At 51.9% G+C, this 16,147-nt stretch carries 14 protein-coding genes; 3 read left to right on the forward strand and 11 right to left on the reverse strand.

Annotated elements, in window-relative coordinates:
* Positions 1-11: 11 nt before the first annotated feature.
* The 3 genes from ACOTZC_RS06075 to ACOTZC_RS06085 all read right to left on the reverse strand — a co-directional run bounded on the left by ACOTZC_RS06075 (position 12) and on the right by ACOTZC_RS06085 (position 1,977).
* Complete coding sequence (locus ACOTZC_RS06075; protein WP_045404908.1) at positions 12-965, reverse strand: bifunctional helix-turn-helix transcriptional regulator/GNAT family N-acetyltransferase; 954 nt, start codon at positions 963-965, stop codon at positions 12-14.
* Between the two features lie 93 nt (positions 966-1,058).
* A complete protein-coding gene (leuE, locus tag ACOTZC_RS06080; RefSeq protein ID WP_023312092.1) occupies positions 1,059-1,694 on the reverse strand; it encodes a leucine efflux protein LeuE in 636 nt (211 codons plus the stop codon).
* A gap of 109 nt (positions 1,695-1,803) precedes the next feature.
* Positions 1,804-1,977, reverse strand: a complete 174-nt coding sequence (locus ACOTZC_RS06085; RefSeq protein ID WP_086379783.1) for a YciY family protein — start codon at positions 1,975-1,977, stop codon at positions 1,804-1,806.
* Positions 1,978-2,121: 144 nt separating this feature from the next.
* Between ACOTZC_RS06085 and cls the strand changes: the two genes are divergently transcribed.
* Both cls and ACOTZC_RS06095 read left to right on the forward strand, forming a co-directional pair.
* The gene (gene cls / locus ACOTZC_RS06090) at positions 2,122-3,582 is read left to right on the forward strand and encodes a cardiolipin synthase (protein ID WP_008502791.1); all 1,461 of its coding nucleotides are present in this window, start codon (positions 2,122-2,124) and stop codon (positions 3,580-3,582) included.
* A gap of 33 nt (positions 3,583-3,615) precedes the next feature.
* The gene (locus ACOTZC_RS06095; protein WP_006810881.1) at positions 3,616-3,945 is read left to right on the forward strand and encodes an HI1450 family dsDNA-mimic protein; all 330 of its coding nucleotides are present in this window, start codon (positions 3,616-3,618) and stop codon (positions 3,943-3,945) included.
* 31 nt (positions 3,946-3,976) lie between these two features.
* Here the strand turns inward: ACOTZC_RS06095 and ACOTZC_RS06100 are convergent, their stop codons facing one another.
* The 7 genes from ACOTZC_RS06100 to ACOTZC_RS06130 all read right to left on the reverse strand — a co-directional run bounded on the left by ACOTZC_RS06100 (position 3,977) and on the right by ACOTZC_RS06130 (position 11,862).
* Positions 3,977-4,846: an ion transporter gene (locus tag ACOTZC_RS06100; protein WP_045404926.1), complete on the reverse strand. Its 870-nt coding sequence runs from the start codon at positions 4,844-4,846 to the stop codon at positions 3,977-3,979.
* Positions 4,847-4,860: 14 nt separating this feature from the next.
* A complete protein-coding gene (oppF, locus tag ACOTZC_RS06105; protein WP_045404928.1) occupies positions 4,861-5,865 on the reverse strand; it encodes a murein tripeptide/oligopeptide ABC transporter ATP-binding protein OppF in 1,005 nt (334 codons plus the stop codon).
* Positions 5,862-6,875 carry an ABC transporter ATP-binding protein gene (locus tag ACOTZC_RS06110; protein WP_023312095.1) on the reverse strand — a complete coding sequence of 338 codons (1,014 nt, stop codon included), beginning with the start codon at positions 6,873-6,875 and terminating at the stop codon, positions 5,862-5,864. The genes oppF and ACOTZC_RS06110 overlap by 4 nt, the downstream gene beginning before the upstream one ends.
* 11 nt (positions 6,876-6,886) lie before the next feature.
* Positions 6,887-7,795 carry an oligopeptide ABC transporter permease OppC gene (gene oppC / locus ACOTZC_RS06115; protein WP_023312096.1) on the reverse strand — a complete coding sequence of 303 codons (909 nt, stop codon included), beginning with the start codon at positions 7,793-7,795 and terminating at the stop codon, positions 6,887-6,889.
* Positions 7,796-7,807: 12 nt separating this feature from the next.
* The gene (gene oppB, locus ACOTZC_RS06120) at positions 7,808-8,728 is read right to left on the reverse strand and encodes an oligopeptide ABC transporter permease OppB (RefSeq protein ID WP_008502786.1); all 921 of its coding nucleotides are present in this window, start codon (positions 8,726-8,728) and stop codon (positions 7,808-7,810) included.
* 84 nt (positions 8,729-8,812) lie between these two features.
* A complete protein-coding gene (gene oppA / locus ACOTZC_RS06125) occupies positions 8,813-10,444 on the reverse strand; it encodes an oligopeptide ABC transporter substrate-binding protein OppA (protein ID WP_248162443.1) in 1,632 nt (543 codons plus the stop codon).
* Positions 10,445-11,214: 770 nt separating this feature from the next.
* On the reverse strand, positions 11,215-11,862 hold the full coding sequence (locus tag ACOTZC_RS06130) for a YchE family NAAT transporter (RefSeq protein ID WP_023312098.1): 648 nt from the start codon (positions 11,860-11,862) through the stop codon (positions 11,215-11,217).
* Between the two features lie 478 nt (positions 11,863-12,340).
* Between ACOTZC_RS06130 and adhE the strand changes: the two genes are divergently transcribed.
* Positions 12,341-15,019: a bifunctional acetaldehyde-CoA/alcohol dehydrogenase gene (gene adhE / locus ACOTZC_RS06135; RefSeq protein WP_045355904.1), complete on the forward strand. Its 2,679-nt coding sequence runs from the start codon at positions 12,341-12,343 to the stop codon at positions 15,017-15,019.
* A gap of 66 nt (positions 15,020-15,085) precedes the next feature.
* On the opposite strand, the gene tdk is transcribed toward adhE, so the two are convergent.
* On the reverse strand, positions 15,086-15,700 hold the full coding sequence (gene tdk, locus ACOTZC_RS06140) for a thymidine kinase (RefSeq protein ID WP_045355905.1): 615 nt from the start codon (positions 15,698-15,700) through the stop codon (positions 15,086-15,088).
* Positions 15,701-16,147 lie beyond the last annotated feature (447 nt).

Consider the following 16,147-nt stretch of genomic DNA (forward strand, 5'->3'; position numbering starts at 1 on the left):
TATGGTGGCGATTACGCGTCTCTGTGCCGGGTAAACTGCTGTTCTGTAATCAGGCTCCCCCACTGGTCGCCTTCCCACTCTTTTACCAGCGTAAACCCAAACGACTCGTACAGACGTCGTGCGGCGCTCAGCTTATTGAATGTCCAGAGATGCACGGCAGAAAAACCAACGCTGTCACAAAAGCGCATCGCTTCATTCAGCAGTTTTTTCCCCACGCCGTGTCCCCGACAGCCATCATCAAGAATAAACCAGCGAAGATGGGCTTCACCCGGCGCCAGATCCTCGCCATCGATCGCCACCGAGCCGACAATTTTGTCGTTGAGTACTGCCAGCCAAATCTGGTTACAGGGCTTCTCCAGTCTTTCACTGAACTCGGCCAGTCCTGAAGCCACTTTGGCCTCGAAGAAGCGACCAAAGTTATGCTCCCGCGAATAATAACTGCCATGCATCTCCGCAATACGGCCAATCATGCCGGGGATGTACCCCTGCACTATCTTCAGCTCGTCGGGCTGCATATCGTTGCCCGCCTCGCGGCATGCCAGCAGCGCGTTGGCATAAAGGGAGAGCCCCTCAGAAATGGTCTGCTGCTGCGCTGGAGCAAGACCCTTTATTGCTGTGACCACGCGCTCGTTGCTGAAGGCATTAATTTTGCTGACCGTCTCGTGACCTTTCGCGGTCAGCCTGAGGCTCTTTGCTCTCGCATCCTCAGTAGAAATGACCTCCTCAAGTTCGCCCGCGGCAATCAGGCGAGCCAGCATCCGGCTGACGCTGGACTTTTCCAGGCCCAGCAGTTGCACCAGCTGACTCGCCGTCATCTCCTTACGCAGAGCAATTTCGACCAGAGTATGGACGGCCGAAGGCGAGTAATTCGTTGAGGCCAGGGTAGACCCCATAAAACCTAACTCTCGCACCATCAGGCGCGAGGAACGTCGAATAACACTGACTAGTGGAGTTTCGCTGTGCATGTTGTGCCCTCATCGGTTAGTTGCACTATACAACTAACAGTTGAGGTGTTGTCAAACATAATAAAAAGGCTCCCTCAGGAGCCTTTCAAACCATCAATGTAGCGACGCTAGCCTCGCCGCAAACCCGACAAACAGCAGCCCTATCAGCCCGTTCCCCAGCTTTGCCAGTTTCTTTTTCGTTTTCAGATAACGCGTCACAAACGCGCCGGAGAAGATCAGGAAGCTCATGTACATAAAGCTTATTAACTCCAGCGTCGTCGCGAGGATCAGGAAAGAAGTGCCGGTGCTCTGTGCATTCACGTCAATGAACTGAACGAAGAACGATACGTAGAACAGAATCGCTTTGGGGTTGGTCAGGCTTAACACCAGCGAACGTTTCATGATCATACTGGCCGGTTCGGGGCCGCTCTCATGGGCATTTTTCTGGCGGTTCACCACTGACCAGAGCATTTTGCCGCCCAGCCAGAGCAGATAGAAGGCCCCGAGATAGCGCACGATATTAAACAGTACCGGCGTGGTCTGGATTAATGCCGCGACGCCCGCCCAGGCCAGAAACATTAGCACCGCATCGCCGATAAATACGCCCGTGGCGGCAAGATACCCTTTTTTAACGCCGTGACCGATCCCGGTTTTTAGCACAAACAGGGTATTCGGCCCTGGCACCAGCACGATAAAAAATGCGCCGACAACATACGTCCAGAAATTCAGTACGCCAAACTCCGCAAACACTTCTCCCTCCTTTTGCTAAACACAACAGGAATATCGCTGCAAATACGCTATTCCTAAAAAATCAGACGCTATAAAATCAGCGGGCACCCGTTACGGTGCCCTCATGGTTTCAGATATCCTGGACTGCGAACAGCAACGCGTTGCGGTGCCTGGTCAATCCACATTTTCTGATGGCGTGAATACGCATATTGCGGCGGGATTGAGCTTCCAGCCAACGAGCCTTGCGACGACTCACCTGTCGCAACATGCGCCAGCGCCCTACTTCTGTTCTACTGCGCTTCATGTCTACAACTCTTTAACTAACAGAGTCGCCATTATAAACCCAACCCGGCAGCAAACCAGCGCTTTTACCTGGCGTTTTTATTTGCCAGATGAATCCTGATGCGTACACTCATAACAATACGCTTTCAAAAGGATTTTTTTACCTATGACAACCTTCTACACCGTGGTGAGTTGGCTGGTCATTTTGGGATACTGGCTGTTAATCGCGGGTGTGACATTACGCATCCTGATGAAGCGCAGAGCCGTACCCTCTGCCATGGCCTGGCTTCTGATCATTTATATCCTCCCGCTGGTGGGAATTATTGCCTATCTCTCTTTCGGCGAGCTTCATCTGGGTAAACGCCGCGCCGAGCGGGCCCGCGCCATGTGGCCCTCCACCGCGAAGTGGCTGAACGACCTTAAAGCCTGCAAACATATTTTTGCCGAGGAGAACAGCAGCGTCGCCTCCTCACTGTTTAAGCTGTGCGAGCGCCGTCAGGGGATTGGCGGCGTCAAGGGCAATCAACTGCAGCTGCTGACCTCGTCCGACGACGTCATGCAGGCGTTAATCCGCGATATTCAGCTGGCGCGTCATAATATCGAGATGGTTTTTTATATCTGGCAGCCCGGCGGGATGGCTGACCAGGTCGCTGAGTCGCTGATGGCCGCCGCGCGGCGCGGCATTCATTGCCGCCTGATGCTTGACTCCGCGGGTAGCGTGGCATTTTTCCGTAGCCCCTGGGCGGGCATGATGCGTAATGCCGGGATCGAAGTGGTTGAGGCGTTGAAAGTGAATCTCCTGCGCGTGTTTCTGCGCCGGATGGATCTCCGCCAGCATCGCAAAATGATCATGATCGATAACTATATTGCCTACACCGGCAGCATGAACATGGTCGACCCGCGCTTCTTCAAACAGGACTCAGGAGTAGGTCAATGGGTTGATTTGATGGCGCGAATGGAGGGGCCGATTGCCACCTCGATGGGCATCGTTTATTCCTGCGACTGGGAGATTGAAACCGGCAAGCGTATCCTGCCGCCGCCGCCGGACGGCAATATTATGCCGTTTGAGGAGGCCAGCGGTCATACCATTCATACCATTGCTTCCGGGCCGGGCTTCCCGGAGGACTTGATCCATCAGGCGCTGCTGACGGCAACCTACTCGGCGCGTGAATATCTGATCATGACGACGCCCTACTTTGTCCCCAGCGACGACCTCCTGCACGCCATCTGTACAGCCGCGCAGCGCGGTGTCGATGTGAGCATCATTTTGCCGCGCAAAAATGACTCTCTCCTGGTGGGCTGGGCCAGCCGGGCATTCTTTAGCGAACTGCTGGCCGCCGGGGTGAAAATTTACCAGTTTGAAGGCGGATTGCTCCACACCAAGAGCGTGCTCGTCGACGGTGAGCTGAGCCTGGTGGGCACGGTCAACCTGGATATGCGCAGCCTGTGGCTCAACTTTGAAATCACGCTGGTCATTGATGATGCCGGCTTTGGCGGCGATCTCGCGGCGGTGCAGGATGATTATATCTCCCGCTCGCGTCTGCTGGATGCCAGACTGTGGGTAAAACGTCCGCTGTGGCAGAGAATTGCCGAACGACTGTTTTACTTCTTTAGTCCGTTGCTGTAAAACGTGCCCAACGATGTTAAACAGGTAGTCATCATGGAAATGGATCTGAACAATCGCCTGACCGAAGACGAAACGCTCGAGCAGGCCTATGACATTTTTCTCGAACTGGCGGTTGATAACCTCGATCCCGCAGACGTGATCCTTTTTAATCTGCAGTTCGAAGAGCGCGGCGGTGCCGAGCTGTTTGACCCTTCAGAAGACTGGGCTGAGCATGTGGATTTCGACCTGAACCCTGACTTTTTTGCCGAAGTGGTAATTGGGCTGGCAGATGAAGACGGTGGTGAAATTAACGATATTTTCGCTCGCGTCCTGCTGTGTCGAGAGAAAGACCATAAGCTGTGCCATATACTCTGGCGCGAATAATAAAAAAGGCTGCGATTGCAGCCTTTTTTATTTACTCCGGCAATTTATTGCCACAGCGATGACAAAACCGCGCGTCGTGATCATGTTCACCCTGCTCGCAATGAGGACACTTGCGCTGCTGCTTGCGGCTCTGAAACGCGCTGCTCATGTGTGTGGTAATAAGTCCAGTCGGAATGGCAATCACCGAATAGCCAATCAAAATCAGCACTGACGCCACAATGCGGCCCAGCGGCGTGTGGGGAGTAATATCACCATAACCCACGGTGGTGACGGTCACAATGGCCCAGTAGACGGAGGCATTGAGCGTCGTAAAGCCATATTTGGGTCCTTCTATTAAATACATCAGCGCGCCAAAAACAATCATGACGATGGCGATAAACGAGTAGAACAGAATGAGCTGATGCCGTGCGCTGACGATTGCACTCCAGAACACGCGTAATGAGGGCATAAAACGCAGTAATTTCAGAATACGTAATACGCGAATAACGCGCATCGCTCGCCAGGCAAAGACATAGCTCAGGCTGATTTCCGGCCACAGCCACATGACGTAGAGCGGCAGGATGGTGGCTAAATCAATAAATCCCCAGAAGCTGAAAACATATCGGGCCGGGTTGGGCCAGGCTATTACCCGGAGGAGATATTCAGCGGTAAAAACCAGGGTAATCGCCAGCTCAAGCCAGACAAAGATGTGCCATTCGTCAAACGTCAGGTGATATTGCGTCCCGGCACCCGATTCAATAAAGATGACGACCACGCTGAGAAGCGCAAATAAACCGCAAAGACCTTCGAAGCGTCGTCCGGATACCGTTTCAGGATCGAATAAAAAATGATAAAGCCGCCGACGGGCTGACGTGAATAAACGCGACACGATTACCTCGCAAAAAATAAGGGCTGACATCATGTCAGCCCTTGCGATTATAACGGGTCTACTTTCAGGCAGGAAACCGCATGTCGGAAACTGCCTTCCAGAACCGGACGCGTTTTCGCGCATTCCGGCCCGGCCATTGGGCAGCGCGTGCGGAAGACGCAGCCCGACGGCGGGTTAATCGGTGAGGGCAATTCACCTTCCAGCAGCTGGATGGTCTTATTCTTTTCCAGATCCGGATCGGGGATTGGCACAGCGGACATCAGCGCTTTGGTGTAAGGGTGCAGCGGATTGTGGTACACCTCGTCATAGGTACCCAGCTCCACGGCGTGACCCAGATACATCACCAGCACGCGGTCTGAAATGTGTTTCACTACGGCCAGGTCATGCGCGATGAAGATCAGCGACAGCCCCATTTCACGCTGCAGCTTCTGCAGCAGGTTAACCACCTGTGCCTGAATGGACACGTCCAGCGCGGAAACCGGCTCGTCGCAGATAATCAGCTTCGGCTCGAGGATCAGCGCACGGGCGATACCAATACGCTGGCACTGGCCGCCGGAGAATTCGTGCGGGTAGCGGTTGATGAGGTTAGGCAACAGGCCGACTTTCATCATCATCGCCTTAACGCGATCGCGCACTTCCTGACGAGACATCTTCGGATGATAGGTCCGCAGCGGCTCGGCAATAATCTCGCCGATGGTCATACGCGGGTTTAACGACGCCAGCGGATCCTGGAAAATCATCTGGATATCGCTGCGCACCTCACGCCACTCGTCGGGTTTCATGCCCAGCAGATCTTTACCCAGCCAGGCCACTTTGCCGTCGGTCGCTTTTACCAGACCGATAATGGCGCGCGCAAAGGTCGATTTACCGCAGCCGGACTCTCCGACCACGCCCAGGGTTTCCCCTTCGTACAGGCGCAGCGTAACGCCATCCACCGCTTTCAAGGTCTTCGACGGCTGCCAGAACCACTGTTTTCCGTCTTTAATGTCGAAATGCACCTTAAGGTCAGCAATTTCGAGCAGCACGTTGCGTTTTTCATCTAATGCGTTCATACCAGTTCCTCCTGCGGCTTAAAGCAGGCGCGCAGACGGCCTGGTGCAAACTCTTCCAGCGGCGGAGCGCTGTTGCAGATTTCCATCGCGTGCGGGCAGCGCGGCTGGAACGGACAGCCTTTCGGCAGGCGCAGCAGGTTTGGCGGGTTGCCAGGAATGGTGAGCAGGGATTCCCCTTCCGCATCAAGACGCGGCACCGCGTTCAGCAGGCCAATGGAGTACGGGTGAGCTGGCTGATAGAAGACATCGCGCGCTTTGCCATATTCCATCGTTCGCCCGGCGTACATTACCAGCACTTTGTCACAGATGCCCGCCACCACGCCCAGGTCGTGGGTAATCATGATAATCGCCGTGTTGAACTCACGCTTCAGCTCGTTCAACAGGGTCATGATTTGCGCCTGAACGGTAACGTCCAGCGCGGTAGTAGGTTCGTCGGCAATCAGCAGCTTAGGCCGGCAGAGCAGCGCCATCGCAATCATCACGCGCTGACGCATACCGCCAGAGAACTCGTGCGGGAACATGCGCATGCGCTTGCGTGCCTCCGGCATTTTCACCGCATCGAGCATTTTGACCGACTCTTCAAAGGCTTCGGCTTTGCCCAGACCTTTGTGCAGCATCAGGACTTCCATCAGCTGCTCACCAACGCGCATGTACGGGTTCAGCGAAGTCATCGGATCCTGGAAAATCATCGAGATCTGTTCGGCGCGCAGCTTGTTCAGCTCGTGCTCCGGCAGGTTAAGGATTTCACGCCCGTTGAATTTCGCGGAACCCCCAATCACGCCGTTAGCAGCCAGCAGGCCCATCAGCGCAAAGGCAGTCTGGGATTTTCCGGAACCGGATTCCCCCACGATCCCCAGCGTTTCACCCGCGCGCAGGTTGAAGTTGAGATCGTTGACGGCGGTAACATCCCCGTCCGGCGTTTTAAAGGTCACGCGGAGGTCTTTCACATCCAGCAAAAGGTTATTCTGCTGTTGCGCCTGTGGCGCAGTGGCCGTTTCAATAATTGTCATGACGGCGCTCCTTAACGGTCTTTCGGGTCGAGGGCATCACGCAGGCCATCGCCGATAAAGTTAAAACAAAACAGGGTAACGACCAGGAAACCCGCCGGATAAAGCAGCAGCCACGGTGAAACTTCCATCGAGTTTGCGCCATCGCTCAGCAGCGCGCCCCAGCTGCTCAGAGGCTCTTGTGTGCCGAGACCCAGGAAGCTCAGGAAAGATTCAAACAGGATCATGCTTGGTACCAGCAGTGAGGCATATACCACCACCACGCCCAGCACGTTAGGAACGATATGGCGAACCACGATATTCCCGGTGGACACACCGCCTACCTGCGCGGCTTCGATAAACTCTTTGCGTTTGAGGCTCAGCGTCTGGCCGCGAACAATACGCGCCATATCCAGCCAGGACACCATCCCGATGGCCACGAAGATCAGCAGGATATTCTGGCCGAAGAAGGTCACCAGCAGGATGACGAAGAACATAAACGGGAAGGAGTTCAGGATTTCCAGCAGACGCATCATTACCGAGTCTATTTTGCCGCCGAGGTAGCCGGACAGTGAGCCGTAGAGCGTACCCACGATCACCGCGACCAGCGCGGCAGCAATACCGACCATCAGAGAGATACGGCCACCGATAGCGACACGCACCAGCAGATCGCGTCCGGATGAATCCGTGCCAAAATAGTGGCCTGATTCCATATCCGGCGCGCTGGACATCATGCCCCAGTCGGTGTCGAAATAGGTAAATTGCGACAGCATCGGCGCCAGGGTCACAAACAGCGCGATGATCACCAGAACCACCAGACTCGCAACCGCCGCGCGGTTGTGCATAAAGCGACGGCGCGCGTCCTGCCAGAGGCTACGACCTTCTACTTCCAGTTTTTCACTGAAGTTTTCCAGCGCCTCGCTGTTTTTCTTACTCAACATCATGGCGTGCTCCAGTTAGTAACGGATTTTCGGGTCGATGACGGCATACAGCACATCAACGATAGCGTTAAAGAGAATGGTCAGCGCACCGACGAGAATAGTCAGGCTCAGTACCAGCGAATAGTCGCGGTTAAGCGCGCCGTTAACAAACAGCTGGCCGATGCCCGGCAGGCCGTAAATTGTTTCGATAACCATCGAGCCGGTAATGATCCCGACGAATGCCGGTCCCATGTAGGAGAGCACGGGCAACAGTGCCGGCTTAAGCGCGTGGCGGAAGATAATCCGACGCATCGGCAGCCCTTTAGCACGCGCGGTACGAATGAAGTTCGAGTGCAGCACTTCGATCATTGAACCACGGGTGATACGCGCGATACTGGCGATGTACGCCAGAGATAATGCCACCATCGGCAAAATCATGAACTTCAATGCCCCGCCGTTCCAGCCGCCGCCAGGCAGCCACTTCAGCGTAATGGCAAATATCATCACCAGTAATGGCGCAACAACGAAGCTGGGTATGACTACCCCGGTCATCGCCACCCCCATTACTGCATAATCCCATTTGGTATTTTGTCTGAGCGCGGCGATAACGCCTGCGGTGACTCCAAAAACGATCGCCAGAATGAATGCCGCAGCACCCAATTTCGCCGAAACCGGGAAGCTGGAGGCCACCAGGTCGTTAACGGAATAGTCTTTATATTTAAATGACGGTCCAAAATCACCGTGGGCCAGCTGCTTCAGGTAATTGAAGTACTGGGTAGAGATAGGATCGTTTAAGTGGTATTTCGCTTCGATATTCGCCATGACTTCTGGCGGCAGCGTACGCTCACCGGTAAATGGACTTCCCGGCGCGAGGCGCATCATGAAGAAGGAAATCGTGATGAGAATAAATAGCGTTGGAATCGCTTCAAGACAGCGACGTAGGATAAATTTCAACATTGCCCGTACCTTCTGGCGTGTGCCTATATAATGTGACGTTGGTTAGACACCGTGGGGCGAGCACGCCCGCCCCACTCATTGCCATTAATGCTTGATAATATACAAGTTTTTAACGTAGATATTATCCATCGGGTCTTTACCGGTGTACCCACCTACCCACGGTTTCACCAGACGGGCGTTAACGTAGTAGTAAACCGGAACGATCGCGGAATCTTTATCCAGCTGCTGCTCGGCTTTAGAGTACAGTTCAGTACGCTGTGCTTCGTCAGTGGTTTTCAGCGTGTCGGCGATCAGCTTGTCAAACGCCGGGCTCTTATAGTGCGCGGTGTTGTTTGAGCTGTCGCTCAGCATGGTGTTCAGGAAGGAGGTCGGTTCGTTATAGTCCGCACACCAGCCAGCACGAGCTACATCAAAGGTGCCCTGATGACGGCTGTCGAGGAAGGTTTTCCACTCCTGGTTCTCCAGCTTGACGTTCGCGCCCAGGTTCTTTTTCCAGATTGAGGCAACGGCGATAGCCAGTTTTTTGTGCAGATCGGAAGTGTTGTAGAGCAGGCTGAAGGTCAGCGGCTTATCTGCGGTGTAGCCCGCTTCGGCCAGCAGTTTCTTCGCTTCCGCGTTACGCTGTTCCTGAGTCTGTTTGAACCACTCTGGCTCGGTCAGTTTTGCGCCATCGGTGTATGGAGGGGTATAGCTGTACGCCGGCAGATCGCCCTGGTTTTTGACTTTGTTCACGATGATATCGCGATCCAGAGCCAGCTTCAGCGCGGTACGAACACGTACGTCGGTAAACGGTGCTTTCTGGTTGTTGATTTCATAGTAATAGGTGCACAGGTACGGATCGACGTGAACTTCTTTAGGGATCTCTTTTTTCAGTTTCTGGAACAGTTCAATCGGCATGTTGTTATAGGTCATGTCGATTTCACCGCTGCGGTAGCGGTTAACGTCAGTCACTTCGGAAGAGATTGGCAGGTAGGTCACCTGGTCAATTACGGTTTTCGCGTTATCCCAATACTGCGGGTTACGGTCAAGCACCATACGTTCGTTGACCACCCAGTCTTTCAGCTTATAGGCACCATTGGTGACGATATTGGCAGGCTGCGTCCATTTCTCACCAAATTTTTCCACGGCGGATTTTGGTACCGGAGAAACGGACGGGTGAACCAGCAGCTTATAGAAGTACGGAACAGGTTCGCTCAACGTCACTTCAAAGGTATTGGCATCGATCGCTTTTACGCCCAGGTCGGTAACAGGTTTTTTGCCCGCGATGATGTCATCAATATTGGCAATGTGGCCATATTGCAGGTAGCTCGCATACGGAGAGGCGGTAGTTGGATTCGCCAGACGCTGCCAGCTATAAACGAAATCTTCGGCCGTAACCGGTGTACCGTCGGACCATTTCGCATCTTTACGCAGATGGAATGTCCAGACTTTGAAATCTTTGTTTTCCCATTTTTCTGCTACACCCGGTGCCGGGTGGCCGTCTACGTCTGTCACCAGCAGGCCTTCGAACAGGTCGCGGTTAACGTTAGACTCAGGGACACCTTCAATTTTGTGCGGGTCAAGAGACTGAACTTCCGCACCGTTGTTACGCACCAGCGTCTGTTTCTCCGCCAGTTGAACACCTGCAGGAACGTCCGCAGCCATTGCAGCGTTGCCCGCGATTAGCGCAGTTAAAATCCCCGCCGCTACCAGATTTTTTTTTGTGATGATGGACATTGTGTTGGTACTCCACTCATTATAATGACTGGCCTTCGCCAGCTGTGTAATCCCCTGTTGGGGCCTGTACAGCGCAGGAGTTTTTTTTGCTGCTGTCAGGTTCTTCTTTTACTGCTTGCTATCACCGACTTTTTTATTACTGACCGCTCGTATGGCCGTCTTGCGTCGATTCGTTACAGGCCTCCCCTGTTTGAGACCTGCGCTGGATATCCGAGAAGAGAACCATATGAAAATAATTCTCATCTGCTTGTTTTATGCTGCAAAATATTAGGCCGGAAAGTATCAAATGGCGTAAACGCGCGCCAATACATTTTGCAAATTTGTTAAGCAATTCTCTTTTACGGTGAGTACCGCATCGTTGAGGGCAGCCTTGCCGGACATCGAATGTCACTAAAAAAACATGATATTCAATAGGATAGAGAAAATTTTCTCTACAAGCGCGTCGCTGCGCTATCATCGAGTGATTTTGTACAAAAATTTAACAACTGGTTATTATTTAGCACATTCATCTAGGGGAATGTTGAATTTACTAATATCATTTCGGTTATCTCTCAGCAAGCCCCAGAGTATCATGTGAGTAAAATAACAGTTCGATCGAAGGTTTTCTGCGCAGGCGGGTTTGGCGGGAATTAATAACTCATTGAAATACAACCAATGAACATTATTAGTAGAATTTATTATGATATGTGAGCATTTCAACTTTAGTTATAGGATTTACTGATAATGACGTAAAAAAACGGAGCCGTGGCTCCGTTCTTTCATACGAAATATCAGTGCAGCAAACCGGGGAAAATGCTTTTAATTCCTGTAACGATGAATTCAATCCCTAACGCCATCAACAGCAGGCCCATAATACGCGTTATGACGTTAATGCCCGTCTGCCCCAACAGTCGCACCAGCCAGGGTGCCATGCGGAATACTCCCCAACAGCACAGCGCGAAAAGTGCAATGGCAACGGAAAAGCCAATCAGGTGCATCAGGCTATGGTAACGCGTGCCCCAGACAATGGTTGAACTGATGGCGCCAGGGCCAGCCATGAGCGGTAAGGCCAGCGGCACCACGCCAATACTTTCGCGGATGGCAGTTTCTGACTTCTCCTGCTTGTTTTGTTTATCCTCGCCTAGCTTACCGCTGATCATTGACATGGCGATGGTCACGACCAGGATCCCACCCGCTATGCGGAACGAGTCAATCGAAATCCCGAAGAGCTGGAGAATGGCGTCACCCAGGAAAAGGGAGGTGAGCAAAATGATAGCTACTGACAGGTTAGCGGTGAGGTTGGTCTTATTCCTGGCCGCCGCCGTCTGATAACTCGTCATACTAATGAAGACAGGAATGATCCCCACCGGGTTGACCAGGGCAAACAAACCAATAAAAAATTTAAAATACGTTGGAAAATCAAAGAGCGTTTGAATCACGTTTTGCTCCGCTTATACACATGCCCGGGACTGACAATTTGTCATGAGAAATCGCGCTGAAGATACCCTTTTTATTAGCATACTTCACTCGAAATCTGCGGCAAAACGTCATCATTTCAGGATGTTAAATATATGTATAATCAATGGCAGCACCACTTCCATTACTTACTTAATTATTTAACACTTGAAAAACCTCAACGAAATAACCCTGCTGAAAGGTATCAGCTTGGGGGAAAATTGACGCAGATCATGATTTCCGTACTCAGAAGTGAGTAATCTTGGTTACGCCCCCAGGGAGATCACCTGACAAAAAGGGATGATGCTAAGGTAAGGCTCTTTTAGTAAATTAGTGTGCTAACGCATAAAGTAACTCTTTGTTTTACTTTGTGTTACGCAAGTCGTATCGGCTCTGTCTATACTGTGTGACGTATCGAGCGCTGGTTTACTAAAAGAGTTTAAACATTATCAGGAGAGCATTATGGCTGTTACTAATATCGCTGAACTGAACGCCCTCGTCGAGCGCGTTAAAAAAGCCCAGCGTGAATATGCCAATTTCACCCAAGAACAGGTGGATAAAATCTTCCGCGCGGCCGCACTGGCTGCTGCAGATGCTCGAATCCCTCTCGCTAAAATGGCCGTTGCCGAATCCGGAATGGGTATCGTGGAAGATAAAGTGATCAAAAACCACTTTGCTTCCGAGTATATCTACAACGCCTATAAAGATGAGAAAACCTGTGGCGTGCTGTCCGAAGACGACACCTTCGGTACCATCACCATCGCTGAACCTATCGGCATCATCTGCGGTATTGTTCCGACAACTAACCCAACGTCTACAGCTATCTTCAAATCACTGATTAGCCTGAAGACTCGTAACGCAATCATCTTCTCTCCACACCCACGTGCGAAAGACGCGACCAACAAAGCGGCAGATATTGTCCTGCAGGCGGCGATCGCTGCTGGCGCACCAAAAGATCTGATTGGCTGGATCGACCAACCTTCCGTTGAGCTCTCCAATGCGCTGATGCATCACCCGGACATTAACCTGATCCTGGCGACCGGTGGTCCTGGCATGGTTAAAGCCGCTTACAGCTCCGGTAAACCAGCAATCGGTGTGGGCGCGGGTAACACCCCTGTTGTTATCGACGAAACCGCTGACATCAAACGTGCCGTTGCGTCTGTACTGATGTCTAAAACCTTCGATAACGGCGTGATCTGTGCATCTGAACAATCTGTTGTTGTTGTCGATTCCGTGTACGACGCTGTTCGTGAACGTTTCGCCAGCCACGGCGGCTACCTGCTGCAGGGCAAAGAGCTGAAAGCCGTTCAGGACATTATCCTGAAAAATGGCGCGTTGAACGCTGCTATCGTGGGTCAGCCGGCTTACAAAATTGCTGAACTCGCAGGCTTTACCGTTCCGGCAACAACCAAAATCCTGATCGGTGAAGTGAAAGTTGTCGACGAAAGCGAGCCGTTTGCACATGAAAAACTGTCTCCAACGCTTGCCATGTACCGTGCGAAAGATTTCGAAGACGCGGTAGAGAAAGCCGAGAAACTGGTTGCCATGGGCGGTATCGGTCACACTTCTTGTCTGTACACCGACCAGGACAACCAGCCAGAACGCGTTGCCCACTTCGGTCAGATGATGAAAACTGCACGTATCCTGATTAACACCCCTGCTTCTCAGGGTGGTATCGGTGATCTGTACAACTTTAAACTCGCACCTTCCCTGACTCTGGGTTGTGGTTCCTGGGGTGGTAACTCCATCTCTGAAAACGTTGGTCCAAAACACCTGATCAACAAGAAAACCGTTGCTAAGCGAGCTGAAAACATGTTGTGGCACAAACTTCCGAAATCTATCTACTTCCGCCGTGGCTCACTGCCAATCGCGCTGGATGAAGTGATTACTGATGGCCACAAACGTGCGCTCATCGTGACTGACCGTTTCCTGTTCAACAACGGCTACGCTGACCAGATCACCTCTGTACTGAAAGCGGCTGGCGTTGAAACTGAAGTGTTCTTTGAAGTTGAAGCTGACCCTACCCTGAGCGTTGTGCGTAAAGGTGCTGAACTGGCTAACTCCTTCAAACCAGATGTGATTATCGCACTGGGTGGTGGTTCCCCAATGGATGCCGCGAAAATCATGTGGGTCATGTACGAGCATCCTGAAACCCACTTCGAAGAACTGGCGCTGCGCTTTATGGACATCCGTAAACGTATCTACAAGTTCCCGAAAATGGGCGTAAAAGCGAAAATGATCGCGGTAACCACCACTTCCGGTACCGGTTCAGAAGTTACGCCATTCGCAGTAGTAACGGACGATGCAACAGGTCAGAAATATCCACTGGCTGACTATGCACTGACCCCAGACATGGCTATCGTTGATGCGAACCTGGTCATGGAGATGCCGAAATCACTGTGTGCGTTCGGTGGCCTGGATGCGGTAACTCACGCCCTGGAAGCTTACGTTTCTGTGCTGGCATCTGAGTTCTCTGACGGTCAGGCTCTTCAGGCGCTGAAACTGCTGAAGGAAAACCTGCCAGCGTCCTACAACGAAGGGTCTAAAAACCCGGTAGCACGTGAACGCGTTCACAGTGCAGCAACCATCGCCGGTATCGCGTTTGCGAACGCCTTCCTGGGTGTTTGCCACTCTATGGCGCACAAGCTGGGTTCTCAGTTCCACATTCCTCACGGTCTGGCGAACGCCCTGTTGATCAGCAACGTTATCCGTTATAACGCTAACGACAACCCAACCAAGCAGACTGCTTTCAGCCAGTACGACCGTCCGCAAGCGCGCCGTCGTTACGCTGAAATCGCAGACCACCTTGGTCTGAGCGCACCGGGTGACCGTACTGCTGCGAAGATTGAGAAACTGCTGGCATGGCTGGAAAGCCTGAAAGCTGAGCTGGGTATTCCTAAATCTATCCGTGAAGCAGGCGTTCAGGAAGCTGACTTCCTCGCTCATGTAGATAAGCTGTCTGAAGATGCATTCGATGACCAGTGTACTGGTGCTAACCCGCGCTACCCACTGATCTCCGAGCTGAAACAGATTCTGCTGGATACCTTCTACGGTCGTGAGTTCAAAGAAGGTGACGTTGCCGCTGTGAAAACAGAAGCTCCTGTCATCAAAGCTGACAAGAAAGCGAAGAAAAGCGCTTAATTGAAAGTAGAAGAAAAAACCCGCCTTTATGGCGGGTTTTTTTATGTCTGTATAACAAGGCCGGCGTTATTTCCTGTTGTCGTGCTGAATCGCCGTCAGCGAGCCTACAGACAACGCTTCTTTATAATGCTTACGACAGACTGAAACATAGCGTTCATTACCGCCTATCACCACCTGCTCGCCATCTGCATAAGGTTTCCCGGCCTGGTCGAGACGAAGCACCATGCTGGCTTTGCGACCGCAGAAGCAGATTGTTTTCAATTCGACAAGCTTATCCGACCAGGCAAGCAAATATTGGCTACCGGCAAAGAGTTCACCGCGGAAATCCGTACGCAGGCCATAACACAGCACGGGAATATCAAGCTCATCGACCACCTCTGAAAGGGCATGAACCTGTTCACGCGTCAGAAACTGGCTTTCATCTACCAGAACACAGTGAATGGGCTGCAAAGCATGTTCTGTACGAATGTCCTCAAACAGATCGGTTTTCGGGTTAAACAGTCTGGCAGGCGACGAGAGCCCTATTCTTGAGCTCACCTTCCCTGCGCCAAAGCGATCGTCAATTTCAGCCGTATAAACAACGGTACGCATCCCGCGCTCCTGGTAATTGTATGAGGATTGCAGCAACGCGGTGGATTTCCCGGCATTCATTGCCGAATAGTAGAAATAAAGTTGTGCCATTGGCCGTAAAACCCTAATCAATGTGTAATATTCCCGATGATTCATTGTACCATAATTTGTCTGGTCATCAGCGATGCAGCACACAGAGGAAGCGTTTCAGCGCGGAGTTCACAACCTTCTTTTCATGAAAATAGCCCGTTAAAACATGAAGTAAACTCCTTCTGCCCGGCCAATATGTTATATGTTCAGCCAAACATAACACTGCTTTTTATAGTGGAATCCCCGTTCTTTAAAATTCACTATTTATTAACTATTACAGTCTTAACATCACAGTGGGGAACTAATACAAAAGGCTGATATTTCTCCGCCGCAACTATAATTCCTGCGGTAAATGTCACAAAAAAAAGATGCAATCGACCGGGTCCAGCCGGGTTAGCTGATAACAAACGAGACTGTTGGGTGATGAAATTTAAGTTAGCGTAATTAATAATAGCGGCATTATTTAGT

The sequence above is a fragment of the Enterobacter cloacae complex sp. SHL009 genome (genome assembly GCF_049237205.1).
GTDB lineage: Bacteria > Pseudomonadota > Gammaproteobacteria > Enterobacterales > Enterobacteriaceae > Enterobacter > Enterobacter cloacae_M.

Coding starts and splice junctions, on each gene's coding strand:
- ACOTZC_RS06075 (WP_045404908.1), bottom strand. CDS start 965: ATGCACAGCGAAACTCCACTAGTCAGTGTTATTCGACGTTCCTCGCGC.
- ACOTZC_RS06085 (WP_086379783.1), bottom strand. CDS start 1,977: ATGAAGCGCAGTAGAACAGAAGTAGGGCGCTGGCGCATGTTGCGACAG.
- cls (WP_008502791.1), top strand. CDS start 2,122: ATGACAACCTTCTACACCGTGGTGAGTTGGCTGGTCATTTTGGGATAC.
- ACOTZC_RS06095 (WP_006810881.1), top strand. CDS start 3,616: ATGGAAATGGATCTGAACAATCGCCTGACCGAAGACGAAACGCTCGAG.
- ACOTZC_RS06100 (WP_045404926.1), bottom strand. CDS start 4,846: ATGATGTCAGCCCTTATTTTTTGCGAGGTAATCGTGTCGCGTTTATTC.
- oppF (WP_045404928.1), bottom strand. CDS start 5,865: ATGAACGCATTAGATGAAAAACGCAACGTGCTGCTCGAAATTGCTGAC.
- ACOTZC_RS06110 (WP_023312095.1), bottom strand. CDS start 6,875: ATGACAATTATTGAAACGGCCACTGCGCCACAGGCGCAACAGCAGAAT.
- oppC (WP_023312096.1), bottom strand. CDS start 7,795: ATGATGTTGAGTAAGAAAAACAGCGAGGCGCTGGAAAACTTCAGTGAA.
- oppB (WP_008502786.1), bottom strand. CDS start 8,728: ATGTTGAAATTTATCCTACGTCGCTGTCTTGAAGCGATTCCAACGCTA.
- oppA (WP_248162443.1), bottom strand. CDS start 10,444: ATGTCCATCATCACAAAAAAAAATCTGGTAGCGGCGGGGATTTTAACT.
- adhE (WP_045355904.1), top strand. CDS start 12,341: ATGGCTGTTACTAATATCGCTGAACTGAACGCCCTCGTCGAGCGCGTT.
- tdk (WP_045355905.1), bottom strand. CDS start 15,700: ATGGCACAACTTTATTTCTACTATTCGGCAATGAATGCCGGGAAATCC.